Source organism: Bacillus sp. AFS037270 (assembly GCF_002585305.1).
Genome location: NZ_NUNF01000010.1, coordinates 212,817 through 224,376, shown reverse-complemented (window position 1 = coordinate 224,376; position 11,560 = coordinate 212,817). Strand labels below are relative to the sequence as shown.

Genomic DNA, 11,560 nt, shown 5'->3' with positions numbered 1-11,560 from the left:
TATTACTTTGTTTAGGCATTTAACAGTGACAGGCACCATGTAAATATTTCACATGGTGCCTGTCACTATTAAATTAAAAAAAAATTTATATATTTATTAAAAATAAAGAAGGATAAGCATGAACCCTGTCGAATTATGATTATGAAAAAGTAAAAAGGTGGTGGTACCAATTGTCAGTTCAATTGAAATACTAGCTAATCGAATCATTAAAGATGCCGTCCGAAATCAAGCAACAGATATTCACATTATTCCTCGAAAGAACGACACACTTGTTCAAATCCGTTTAACAAACAAACTCATTCCCAGATTGTCCCTCCCAAAAGATGAATGCGACAAATTAATCTCACATTTTAAATTCACCGCGAATATGGACATTGGGGAAAGAAGACGACCTCAAAGCGGAGCCGTTTTTTGTGAAGTAGACGGACAATTAATGGGCCTTAGGCTTTCCACACTCCCTTCAAACAATAGAGAGAGCCTTGTCATCCGGCTTTTGCCGCAACAGGAGCAAATCCCCTTCCATCAGATCTCATTATTCCCTTCTATGACAAGAAAGTTATTAGCCCTGCTCAAACACGCACACGGATTAATCATTTTTACAGGTCCTACCGGATCAGGTAAGACCACAACGCTTTATTCCCTGCTAAATGAAACAGCCCATCTCTTTCATCGCAATGTTATCACACTTGAAGATCCTATCGAAAAAAACTATGATTCTGTACTGCAAGTTCAAGTAAACGAAAAAGCTGGCGTGACCTATGCAGCCGGTCTAAAAGCGATACTCCGGCATGACCCCGATATCATCATGGTTGGTGAAATCAGGGATGCTGAAACGGCTAAAATTGCTGTGAGAGCAGCGCTTACCGGGCATTTAGTTTTATCCACAATGCATACACGTGACGCAAAAGGGGCCGTTTACCGTCTCCGTGAATTTGGTGTGAACTGGCTAGAAGTCGAGCAAACCTTGATTGCTGTTACAGCTCAAAGATTAGTAGAACTAACCTGTCCCTATTGTGAAGGAGAATGTTCACCGTTATGCCATTCCTATAGCCGTTGGAAGAGAGCAAGTGTTTTTGAACTCCTATCCGGCCGAAACTTAAACAATGTTATGAAAGCAGCCAAAGGTGAAATGTTAAAAACCCATTACCGGACATTAAAAGAAGTGATTAACAAGGGCATTGCTCTAGGTTACATTCAAGAATCCGAATACGAACGGCTGGTGTATGAAGATGAGCCGTCATAAATGGCGTGTAAATGAACAAGCCAATTTTTTAAAAAGAACAGGGGACTTACTTTTACGGGGTTACCCAATTGCGGAAGCAATTGAGTCCATAGCATTGCAATTGCCATCCAATCGAAAGGAGGAATTATATGGTTGTTTAGTAGAGTTAAAGCAAGGCTCACCCTTTCATGTCGTATTGAGCAACCTGGGTTTTCAGAAAGATTTGATCGGTTATGTCTATTTTGCAGAACAGCATGGCAGTTTTGCTGAAGCACTCCTGGAGGGAAGTGAACTAGCTCTATTAAAAGATAAAGATTTTCAAAAGCTTTTAAAACTTCTGCAATATCCATTATTATTAATGTTTATTACTGGGTTTCTATTTATTTTTATTGAAAATACCTTATTGCCTAGATTTACAACGCTGTTTGCCTCGCTCGGACTTAAGGAAAATTTCTTTACTAAAGTCCTATATGCGTTTGACCATTATTTTCCGACAGCTATTGGGGCTGTTCTTATCATCCTCTTCTTGACGGCTGTCTATTATTTTTTTGGATTTCGTAAACTCTCGATCCTCAAGCAAAGGGCCCAGCTTGTTCGCATCCCCATTGCCGGCAGCATCCTCAAATTATTGTTTACACACTACTTTTCCATTCAATTAAGTTTCCTGCTATCCGGTGGCATATCCGTTTCTGAAGCCCTTTCACTTTTTGAAAATAATCAAAAACAGCTATTTTACAGTCGAGTAGCCGCGGACATTAAAGCCAAACTTGTAACCGGAGAAAAATTAGAAACGATTATTGCCTCCTTTTCATTCTTCGAGAAAGAATTCCCCATGATTATCAAACATGGCCAAGAAAATGGAAGATTAGAGCAAGAATTACTTTTTTTCAGTAAGCATTGTGTCAGCAGTATGGAGGAAAAGATTGAAAAGAGTTTAAAAACTATCCAGCCTATTCTGTACATATTTATAGGTTGTTTAGTGGTTTCTATGTATTTAGCGATTCTGTTACCAATGTTCCATCTACTTGATGGAATCTAAAAAATGGAGGTTACTTAAAATGATGAAAAATGAAAAAGGATTTACATTGATCGAAATGATGATTGTTATGTTAATTATTTCTGTTTTGCTGATGATTACTATTCCGAACGTAGCCAAACACAATTCAAATATCAACAATAAAGGGTGTGAAGCCTACGTGAAGATGGTCCAAGCTCAAGTTCAATCCTACCAAATGGAAAAAAATAAAATTCCAACACTCGCGGAATTACAAACAGCAGGCTATTTAAGGGACGTCAAGGGCTGTCCGAATGGTCAAGAAGTAGTCATCGATTCGGAAGGTAATGTTACTGCTGCAGCAATAACAGAATAATCACCAAAAATGAACAGATATCAAAACGGCTTTACATTGGTTGAGTCATTACTCGTTCTATCCATGTTCATGATTATTTCCTCCATCACAGTGTTTACTCTACAACCGCAACATTTTGTATTGGAAGATGAAGCCTTCATTTCACAATTAAGGTCGGATCTCCTCTACACACAACAATATGCTATTTCTCACCAGTATGAAGTATCCATAGTGGTAAAGCCCGATCAATACAAATACTATGTAATCGGAAAGGCAAATCGCCCGCCTATTGTAGAGCGAAATTACTCCACCAATATTACTATTACCGAAGGATCGATCCCCCTCTATTTCAAATTCCTGCCTGATGGTAAAGTCAATAAATTTGGCTCCTTTTTTATCCAAACTAAGAAAAAAAAATATCGGGTGACCCTTTTAATTGGGGAGGGAAGGTTTTATGTTACGGAGCAATAAGGGTTATTTCCTTCTGGAATTACTGCTGTCACTTTCTACCATGTTAATGATCTGTCTATTCTTACTCCCCTTATTAATGGAGTTGAGAGACCAAACCAGTAAATTAGAAATAGAGCGAACGGCACAAAGATTTATGTTTCAAGAACTGAAAGCAAAAATAATTGATAGCCGGACTTTTTCCAATTACACCCTTATTCAAAATAATATTGAATATAAAATTATTTGGGCGAATACAAATCCGGCTGGTCAAAAGGAGGTGTGTGTAAAGGTTGAAAAGAATTCATTTCATCCGGAAGCAAATATTTGTGGTGTTCTCGAATGAAAGAGCTTTTACCTTAATTGAGGTATTGATTGCTTTTTCGATCTTTTCCACGATTGTATTCTTTATGGCACCTATTTTTCAAATCCTCCTTAACCAAAAAAGTACGCAAATGGATTTGCAGGGAATGGAATGGGAAGTTTTTTGCAGTCAAGTAACAAAAGAAATTGCTACAGTCTCTCATGCCGAGGTTCTTTCAGGACGTTTGATTTTAACAAAAGGTTCAGAAACCATTCAATATGAAAAGTATGATTCGAACCTTAGACGAAGAGTAAATTCCACCGGACATGAAATCATTCTCCAAAATGTCTCACAATACTCATTTACAATCGTGAACAATGCCGTGAAAATTACCGTTGTGGATTTATGGGGAAATGAATATTCAGTTATTGCCTTCTCCTTTCTAAAATGGAATACAAGTACATGAAAAAGCATGAAAATGGTTTTACCTATCCTCTAACCTTATGCACCTTACTCCTATTCCTGACCTTTTTCTCGATGAATATTGAACAATTACTATCAGAACGGAAAATGGCAGGTGAAACTACGGAAATTCTTAAGCAGGAATATTATTTCTTGTCTTCTGCCAAAAAAGTGGAATCGCTATACCAATCCCGTGGTATCATGCCTGCTAAAGGGACAATTGTGTATGTAAATGGAATAATGGATTACCGGGCAGAGACTCCTACTGCCTATATACAAATTGTGGATTTCACACTCGTTCTTCATTCTCGTGAACCTATAACGGGTTATGGGTACTTTGATACGCGTTCAAAAACTATGATTAAATGGGAAGAAGCCAAATAAACCGTATGAATTTATAAAAAATGGACATAATGTAGGTGTAAAAGGCAGGTGTGTCCATGAAAACAAATGATTATGTTAAATATATGACCCAAACAATTGTAAAATATGTTGATCAGCCAAAGGAAGAACGGAAACGAAACCGGATTGAGAAGAAGCAAACGAAAGCCGATTTTTGGTACCGTTGGTTTGGTATCCTCCCCTATATACTTTATTCTGAAATAAAGAAAAAACGAAGATTTAAGTAGCGGTATTTATGTATCGCTACTTTTTTGTTAATAAATCCCAAATTCTTCTATTGAGCCTCTTCCACATAATTTCCATTTTTTTATAAGGGATATAGTTATTAGACCGTCATTTTTATTTACTTACCAATTATCCAAAAGAAATTATTGATCAAACTAGACTACACCTTTAATACAATAAATATAGCCGCCTCATATGGCGGCTTTCGGTAAGTAGAAATTACTATTTAGTGTTTTGTAGTGCATCATAGCCTTCTTCACCAGTACGTATTTTAATAACATTGGCGATTTCATATACAAAAATTTCCCCGTCACCTGGCTGTCCTGTATTTAACACATTTCGTGCCGTATCAATTACTAACTGTACAGGAACCTTGCAAACGACGATTTCAACCTTTATCCGTTCGTACATATTAACATCGAATTTCTTGCCCCGGTATGTTTCGGTATACCTTTTTGAAAACCTGCACCAAGAGCATGGGTTACTGTAATTCCACTCACTTCGATTTGAGCCAGGGCTTGTTTCAATTCTTCAAATTTGGTGGAACGTGTAATAATTTCAATTTTTGTTAGAACTTATCATACGATCACCCTTTTAGGAAAATTATGCTTCGTGATAGGCTTTTTCTCCATGCAGTGTAATATCTAATCCGAGAGATTCTTCATGTTCATTTGCCCGGACAGGGACGAAGACTTTTACAACTTTAATAATTATATATGATACTATCCCAACAAATAGATATGTTGCAACAATTGCAATTAACTGCTTTAATACTAAGCTTGGATCTCCATAAAATAATCCATCTGCTCCGGCTGCATTCACGGATTTTGTGGCAAACAAACCAGTCGCAATTCCACCCCATGTTCCGCCGATTCCATGCAATCCAAACGCATCTAGAGCATCATCATATCCGAATTTTTCTTTTACCCAGAAGACTCCCCAATAACAAATCGAACCTCCAAGGAATCCAATAAGAATAGCAGAAGCCGGAGTAACAAATCCTGCAGCAGGGGTGATCGCAACAAGTCCTGCCACTGCACCTGAGATAGCTCCAAGCATCGTAGGTTTTTTATTTATCAGCCATTCTATTACTAACCAGCCAATGATTCCAGCAGCAGCTGCCGTATTCGTATTGATAAATGCGTACATCGCCACATCATTAAGGGTTAAAGCACTCCCAACATTAAAGCCAAACCATCCAAACCAGACTAAGGCTCCTCCCAAAATTGTAAGTGGCAGGTTGTGAGGAGTCGTGGTGACAGCATCTTTTCTTTTTCCAAGAACGATCGCAAGCACCAGTCCGGTAACACCGGATGTAATATGCACGACGTTTCCTCCGGCAAAATCGAGTGCTCCGAGATTACGAATCCATCCTCCTACTCCCCAAACCCAGTGTGCTACAGGAGAGTATACCAATATAGACCATAGGACTGTGAAGATAGCAAATGCAGAGAAACGCATACGCTCTGCAAAGGCACCTGAAATAAGCGCTGCCGTTAAAACGGCAAAGGTTAGCTGGTACATCATAAACAGATTATGAGGAATTGTTGCACTGTAATCATTATTAGGTTTAAAGGTTACACCTTTTAATCCCACCCAATCGAGACCACCAATAAATGGATTTCCATGCGTTGAAAAAGCAAGTGAATAACCAAATAGAATCCAAATAATAGAAACAATTGCAATTGAGCCAAAGCTGTACATCGCAGTGCTTAACACGTTTTTACTTTTTACCATTCCTCCATAAAAAAGAGCAATTCCGGGTGTCATAATCCAAACGAGAATCGTTGATAAAAACATAAATACTGTATCCGCCATCTGCATGTTTTTCATCTCCTTAGTAAAATCTTTATGTCAGGTTTTATAACATTTACTTGTTAATAAAGATATCGTATTACACAACCTCTTAATTTTCAACAAAATTTTTAGATAATTGGCATTGTTAAATTCATACATGTTAGGTTATGCAACATTGACAGTATATTCAGGAACCGAACAATGCATCTGATTGTTAACCCAGTGTATTAATTGAGTGGACCAAATGTTTTTTTAGATAGATAGGGGATAAGAGGGGGCATTTCCTTAACACCTTATGAAAAGTGGGCAATGGCTCACCCAACGTCTTAAATTGAAATTAAAGCAATAAGAATAGATTGGTGTTATTCAATGTTGATTTTGGACTATCGTCTGGATAAAGGTATTAATACTGCTATTCGCTTTTGTATCGTCAAGGTGTTTAACTCAAGCCTCCGTAAGTTAAATATCTACCCCATATTTTTTCTTACTACATAGGTGATAGCATTGGTCTTTAATTGCACGGGTTTATCATTTCGAAGGTACTATTTCTGCCAACACCACAACCCAAATCAATGACTTTTAAGTTCTCTTTATTATCAAATAAAGGCAATAAATCCATTACAGTTTTAACTGGTTTATACAACCAAGAACCTTGCTTGAACTAAACTCCCTCTATATAGAAAGGAAAATCTCTCGATTTCTCTTGTTTTCTCCGAATTACGCAGTAGTCTGTTTTAAAATTCATTTGAATATTGGAAGAGTTGTGTACTAAAGGATAATTTTGGGTGAAAAGAGATAAAACAAGTAATAGCTACCAAACCAACCTTATCCAAAAGGTGGATATATAGGTAAAGTATGGTCGCACTGGTGGATCTCCACATTTCTCATGGAGGTCAACTCTCCCATTTCTCACAGAGTCTTTGCTCCAAAATTCCTTCGTCCAACCTTTCCATTCATGCTGCCCGACAGGGTCCCTTGCCCGTACTTTAGTTGTTTTACTGACTAATCCGTGCTTCAAATATTTATAACAATTAACCTACTAATTAATCTCGATCAAAAGAAAGTTAAGGTGCTGCTTTCTGTAATGCCGCCATATGAGGAATGTCCCTTAACATAATCTTACAAGACAACATGAAAATATAACTGGCGTGATGATACAAACAAAACTTCAATTTCAGGCAGTGCTTGAGCAAGTTTTCCCTGAGTATATTGGGGTCTTTGGAGATTTATATTCTGTGGTGTCGCTCTTAACTCTTTTAGAGTTTCCCTCTTCAGATGACATTTTTAAGAGTGAAGAAACAATTTCAGAAAAAATATTTGAAGTATGTAAAAGTCAATCAATCAGGTGGGCAAAAGAAAAAGCGATTGAACTTAAAGCTGCGGCGTCCCGTAACCCTTTCGAAAAGACCGTTTATCAGAGTCCTATATTAAGCCTTGGTATGTATATAAGTATGATTCTTCAGTATAAAGAGCATCTATCAAAGTTAGAGTCGGAGATAGATGCCCTCGCTAAGGAAATTGAAGAATATAATATCATCAAATCTATTCCTGGCATCGGAGAAAAAATCGCTGCAACGATAATTTCTGATATTGGGGAAATAGATCGATTTAATGATCCAAAAAAGCTTGTAGTATTCGCCGGAGTCGATCCGAGTGTTTTTGAATCTGGTAAATTTTCTGCCACTAAAAATCGAATCACTAAAAAATAGGATCTAATAGACTTAGACATGCCTTGTATATGGCGGTTCTTTGTGCCATTCGTGATTGTCGTAAAGCTGTAATAGCATGTGTAAATAAGCTCTTACATTGGATATTTGCCCTTTTAAAGAACAAAACCACTTTCCAAGATATAGCTTAGAACCTAAATCTAACCAAATAATACAAAATCTTCCAAAATTAGACTAACGGAGGGTTATTTGGCATGTACATTTTTAGTATAGCATTAGATATTTAAAGTTTTTAATGAAAAATATTGACAAACTATTAGCTGGTTTAGCGAAAGAAGAAAGCTGCCGCTACGACAGCCCTGTTCTTCAACTCTTGCACCCAGTTACTTTAATAAGCATTAGTTTTTTTGTATTTTTCAAAAAGGTATTGAAATCCATATAAGAAAAAAGCCTTGTAAAAGAAATATAGAAAGAATTGAAATTCGTTAAATTGAACTAATTTATAGAGTTTTAATTTTGTAAATAATCTTGTTATTGGAGATACAAAAAGTGCTTGGCCAATAGCATTTAACATAATAAACTTTTTAAAATTTCCGTATGACCAGTTTAATACCCATAAAGACATCGTCAACATTGGACCTATGAGAAAAGGAAATTCATTTTGAATAAAGGACTGTGGTTTATTATAAAAAGACCACCATCTGCGTTTTTTTCCAATTGGAACATCCAAACTACAAATTAGAACAGCAAGGATAGAGGCTGGTAAAAATCTCTTTATTGTGCGCCTTCCTAACAAAGGTATTGTTAGCCATGAGAGTATTATCATTGCAATATTAAGTAACCACTGATTTTTTATTGACATATTAATACCTCTTTACTCCAAAAAAATCATTCAACTTATTATAACTCCTTCGTTATTTAACTATTCTGCCAGTTAGTGGAGTAGAGTAAGAAACTGATTTCAATGGGATAGCCTTCGGCTTAAGATTTTAACTAACAGTCTAATAATGTATCCTTTTAGAGACGTGCACTTTATTTGGAGAGGCGGGCATGATAGCATGTTTTGGCTGGGCCAGGATATTTGATAAGTCTGGATTCATGGCTTATAATCTTGCCCGCAGAGGCTCCAAGTAAAGTGACAAATTGGCTGTACTTACTTCCAGTATAGGGTCCGACAATATATGAAAATAATTTCAATATGACTTATATAATTAATAAAGCACTAAACTACATTTAAGTACAATTATTCACAATCACATTCAATAAAAGAAATAGAGTTGCCTTGGTTACCCTTTTTTTGATCCGTAGACCTCCTATACAGTTAACTTGGTACTGTATAGACCTTGCAAACCTTGATAAATATGGCTATTTATTGACGGTTTAGTGTTAACATTGTTAACTTCATTCCTTTGTTATTTCGCCTGTATTATAATGGAGTAAATTATGGGGGTTCGAGGTGAACAGTGATGGAACAAACATTAAAAATAACAAACGTTTTGTCAGATCCAACACGGTACTACATTTATCAATACATCACCAAACGTCATCAAGAAGTTACAGTTCAAGAGGTAGCTGAAAATTTTAATATCCATCCAAATGTGGCAAGACTACATCTTTCTAAGTTAGAAGATGTGAATATGTTGGCATCTGAAACAAAGAAAACGGGAAAAGGCGGTAGACCAAGCCGACTATACCGCTTGTCTGAGGATGTTATCCAACTGCATTTCCCATACCGAGACTACATGCTATTATCAAAAGTGGCCATGCAGACGATGATTTCGCTTGGTGAAGCTGGTAAAGAAGCACTATTTATCACCGGTAAACGATTTGGGACTGAAATTATTGAACAAGAAATGGCAAAGAGGGCACTTGGCGAGGCACTGACATTTGATCAAAAGCTGACGATTTTAAAAAGTGCTGCAACCCTTGCTGGATTTTATCCAGAGTTTGAAGCTAACGGTGACCAATCTAAAATTCACTTCCAAATCTTCAATTGTCCTTTTAAAGAAGTTGCAGAGGAACATACTGAAACAGTTTGTAATATGCACCATGAATTTTTAAAAGGCATGTTCGGTGCTCTATTTGAATCAGTTGAATTAATTGAAAAAGAAAACATGATTTCAGGCTGTGAAACGTGTTCTTATCAAGTACTTGTGACAAACTAATTCGAGTCCGATGTTTACATTATGCCTCCTTTTACTTTATAATATTATATTGATGGTACCGTAGGATAAAAGGGGGTATACATATGGATCGCATGTTCAGAGTTTGTGGTTTTTGGACTGGTATTTTTACCGTAATGCTCTATCTGGGTGATTTGGATAGAACAGCAATGCTATTCTTGGCTCAAACAGGATTTTTCGTTCTGCTTAGCTACCTAAAGCTTTCCGAACGTATGTATTTGTATGTTTTCGGAGCATATTTAACTATCTTCTTCGTCGGCTTTACATATTGGACAACGTTCATGATGCCGCTTGGCGCAGGAGAGTAATAAGAGCGAAGCGCCAAGAATGTATCCTGACGCTGCAGAACAAAAAAAAACGCCGGTGCACCGGTGTTTTTTTTATTCTACAAACACATCATCTTCCCTTTAATTGAAGACCTTTTTGCTGAATCACGACATGAAAATAAGTGCTCATCCCTGACGGCAAAATTAAACTGCGAATGGCACGGTTTCTTTTGCTTACCTCGGAAAAAGGATTAGGATCATAATGCTCCTCTAACTCCTTCAAAATTCCTGCCTTTAACAGAAATTCATCCTGCCTAAGTTTGGTTAGCAACTCCAGCTGATGATTCAATCCTTTTTGAACGAGTTGATCAAAGTGGATATGGGTGGTTATGTCCATCTCACCTGGATGCTGCAAAACATCGTCTATCATCATATGTTGGTAGTACCCTCTTAAACTCCCCATTTTATGCTGAGGATGTGTCCACTCTTCATTGGTGTAGCCATAATCAGCAGTCACAACTATTCCTTTAATTAAGACCTTTGAAATATCCTCTATCATTTTCTCCATCGCGATAGGAATCTCAATCCGTTGTTTTTCTTTTACGACCAGTTTACTTTCTGCAAGAAATGAAAGGATAGCTTGGTTGGTTAATGCTTCCCTTTGTTCAAAAAGTTGCCCGTCATCTGTCATCCCCACCATCACTTCCACAAACTCGCCGTTTATTTTTTCAATAACATGAACCGGAAGAGCGTCAAAAAGTTCATTTGAAAATACCATGCCAGAAAAGGGTTCAACCTGCCCAAGAGTCTCCATTTGAACAATTGAAAAGGGCTGAAGTAATTCACGCTGCCGCTTTCGATGGTAGGGACTGCTTTCCACTATAATATAGTTAAGTGGCGTTCCAATCGAATCATACCACTCTTGTAAAAAGGCATTCGCAAAACGCCCTGTTCCAGCTCCTATCTCACAAAAAACTGGCGGCAATTTAGTTTTTTCACAAATAGTAGAAAACCACTTAGCCATAAGTCTGCCGTATACATCCGAAATATTACTGGTAGTAATAAAATCCCCATGCTTTCCAATTTTAGGTTTATCCTTCATATAATAGCCTAATTCCGGATGATAAAGGACGGCTGAAATATAATCGGCATAAGAGATAAGCCCTTTAGGTGAATTAGAGATTATGTGCTTTAAGTAGGTAATCATAATAACTCCCTTTTAGTTGGGTCTTTCTT

At 37.2% G+C, this 11,560-nt stretch carries 13 protein-coding genes and 3 pseudogenes; 11 read left to right on the top strand and 5 right to left on the bottom strand.

From position 1 onward, the window contains the following. Window positions 1-157: 157 nt before the first annotated feature. Genes comGA through COD92_RS05195 form a run of 8 tightly spaced genes read left to right on the top strand, consistent with a single transcriptional unit; the run spans window position 158 to window position 4,413 of the window. A complete protein-coding gene (gene comGA / locus COD92_RS05230) occupies window positions 158-1,243 on the top strand; it encodes a competence type IV pilus ATPase ComGA (RefSeq protein ID WP_098995908.1) in 1,086 nt (361 codons plus the stop codon). After that, window positions 1,230-2,261 (top strand): competence type IV pilus assembly protein ComGB, encoded by a 1,032-nt coding sequence (comGB, locus tag COD92_RS05225; RefSeq protein WP_098530013.1) that lies wholly within the window; start codon window positions 1,230-1,232, stop codon window positions 2,259-2,261. Before comGA ends, comGB begins: the two co-directional genes overlap by 14 nt. Window positions 2,262-2,283: 22 nt before the next feature. Further along, window positions 2,284-2,592: a competence type IV pilus major pilin ComGC gene (gene comGC / locus COD92_RS05220; protein ID WP_141561077.1), complete on the top strand. Its 309-nt coding sequence runs from the start codon at window positions 2,284-2,286 to the stop codon at window positions 2,590-2,592. A 9-nt stretch (window positions 2,593-2,601) separates the two neighbouring features. Continuing rightward, complete coding sequence (gene comGD / locus COD92_RS05215) at window positions 2,602-3,042, top strand: competence type IV pilus minor pilin ComGD (RefSeq protein ID WP_098530011.1); 441 nt, start codon at window positions 2,602-2,604, stop codon at window positions 3,040-3,042. Further along, window positions 3,026-3,364 carry a competence type IV pilus minor pilin ComGE gene (gene comGE / locus COD92_RS05210; protein WP_098530010.1) on the top strand — a complete coding sequence of 113 codons (339 nt, stop codon included), beginning with the start codon at window positions 3,026-3,028 and terminating at the stop codon, window positions 3,362-3,364. The genes comGD and comGE overlap by 17 nt, the downstream gene beginning before the upstream one ends. Further along, window positions 3,312-3,788 (top strand): competence type IV pilus minor pilin ComGF, encoded by a 477-nt coding sequence (gene comGF / locus COD92_RS05205; protein ID WP_255286630.1) that lies wholly within the window; start codon window positions 3,312-3,314, stop codon window positions 3,786-3,788. The genes comGE and comGF overlap by 53 nt, the downstream gene beginning before the upstream one ends. Further along, window positions 3,785-4,168: a competence type IV pilus minor pilin ComGG gene (gene comGG / locus COD92_RS05200; protein ID WP_176541178.1), complete on the top strand. Its 384-nt coding sequence runs from the start codon at window positions 3,785-3,787 to the stop codon at window positions 4,166-4,168. Before comGF ends, comGG begins: the two co-directional genes overlap by 4 nt. A gap of 56 nt (window positions 4,169-4,224) precedes the next feature. After that, window positions 4,225-4,413: a YqzE family protein gene (locus COD92_RS05195; RefSeq protein ID WP_098530008.1), complete on the top strand. Its 189-nt coding sequence runs from the start codon at window positions 4,225-4,227 to the stop codon at window positions 4,411-4,413. Between the two features lie 220 nt (window positions 4,414-4,633). On the opposite strand, the pseudogene COD92_RS05190 reads toward COD92_RS05195, so the two are convergent. The 3 genes and pseudogenes from COD92_RS05190 to COD92_RS33580 all read right to left on the bottom strand — a co-directional run. Beyond that, window positions 4,634-4,974: pseudogene (locus COD92_RS05190) on the bottom strand (P-II family nitrogen regulator). Between the two features lie 40 nt (window positions 4,975-5,014). Continuing rightward, the gene (locus tag COD92_RS05185) at window positions 5,015-6,235 is read right to left on the bottom strand and encodes an ammonium transporter (RefSeq protein ID WP_098530007.1); all 1,221 of its coding nucleotides are present in this window, start codon (window positions 6,233-6,235) and stop codon (window positions 5,015-5,017) included. A 514-nt stretch (window positions 6,236-6,749) separates the two neighbouring features. Then, a pseudogene (locus COD92_RS33580) lies at window positions 6,750-6,869 on the bottom strand (class I SAM-dependent methyltransferase); the annotation flags it as partial. 454 nt (window positions 6,870-7,323) lie between these two features. On the opposite strand from COD92_RS33580, the pseudogene COD92_RS05175 reads away from it, so the two are divergent. Continuing rightward, window positions 7,324-8,066 (top strand): annotated as a pseudogene (locus COD92_RS05175) (transposase); the annotation flags it as partial. Between the two features lie 197 nt (window positions 8,067-8,263). On the opposite strand, the gene COD92_RS05170 reads toward COD92_RS05175, so the two are convergent. Next, the gene (locus tag COD92_RS05170) at window positions 8,264-8,737 is read right to left on the bottom strand and encodes a hypothetical protein (RefSeq protein WP_098530006.1); all 474 of its coding nucleotides are present in this window, start codon (window positions 8,735-8,737) and stop codon (window positions 8,264-8,266) included. Between the two features lie 604 nt (window positions 8,738-9,341). Between COD92_RS05170 and COD92_RS05165 the strand changes: the two genes are divergently transcribed. Further along, window positions 9,342-10,040 carry a helix-turn-helix transcriptional regulator gene (locus tag COD92_RS05165; protein ID WP_098530005.1) on the top strand — a complete coding sequence of 233 codons (699 nt, stop codon included), beginning with the start codon at window positions 9,342-9,344 and terminating at the stop codon, window positions 10,038-10,040. 83 nt (window positions 10,041-10,123) lie between these two features. Next, window positions 10,124-10,366, top strand: a complete 243-nt coding sequence (locus COD92_RS05160) for a DUF2626 domain-containing protein (RefSeq protein ID WP_098530004.1) — start codon at window positions 10,124-10,126, stop codon at window positions 10,364-10,366. Window positions 10,367-10,454: 88 nt separating this feature from the next. Here the strand turns inward: COD92_RS05160 and COD92_RS05155 are convergent, their stop codons facing one another. Next, the gene (locus COD92_RS05155; RefSeq protein WP_098530003.1) at window positions 10,455-11,531 is read right to left on the bottom strand and encodes a class I SAM-dependent methyltransferase; all 1,077 of its coding nucleotides are present in this window, start codon (window positions 11,529-11,531) and stop codon (window positions 10,455-10,457) included. Window positions 11,532-11,560 lie beyond the last annotated feature (29 nt).

Coding starts and splice junctions, on each gene's coding strand:
- comGG (WP_176541178.1), top strand. CDS start 3,785: ATGAAAAAGCATGAAAATGGTTTTACCTATCCTCTAACCTTATGCACC.
- COD92_RS05185 (WP_098530007.1), bottom strand. CDS start 6,235: ATGCAGATGGCGGATACAGTATTTATGTTTTTATCAACGATTCTCGTT.
- comGE (WP_098530010.1), top strand. CDS start 3,026: ATGTTACGGAGCAATAAGGGTTATTTCCTTCTGGAATTACTGCTGTCA.
- COD92_RS05195 (WP_098530008.1), top strand. CDS start 4,225: ATGAAAACAAATGATTATGTTAAATATATGACCCAAACAATTGTAAAA.
- COD92_RS05170 (WP_098530006.1), bottom strand. CDS start 8,737: ATGTCAATAAAAAATCAGTGGTTACTTAATATTGCAATGATAATACTC.
- COD92_RS05165 (WP_098530005.1), top strand. CDS start 9,342: ATGGAACAAACATTAAAAATAACAAACGTTTTGTCAGATCCAACACGG.
- comGC (WP_141561077.1), top strand. CDS start 2,284: ATGAAAAATGAAAAAGGATTTACATTGATCGAAATGATGATTGTTATG.
- comGD (WP_098530011.1), top strand. CDS start 2,602: ATGAACAGATATCAAAACGGCTTTACATTGGTTGAGTCATTACTCGTT.
- COD92_RS05155 (WP_098530003.1), bottom strand. CDS start 11,531: ATGATTACCTACTTAAAGCACATAATCTCTAATTCACCTAAAGGGCTT.
- COD92_RS05160 (WP_098530004.1), top strand. CDS start 10,124: ATGGATCGCATGTTCAGAGTTTGTGGTTTTTGGACTGGTATTTTTACC.
- comGB (WP_098530013.1), top strand. CDS start 1,230: ATGAGCCGTCATAAATGGCGTGTAAATGAACAAGCCAATTTTTTAAAA.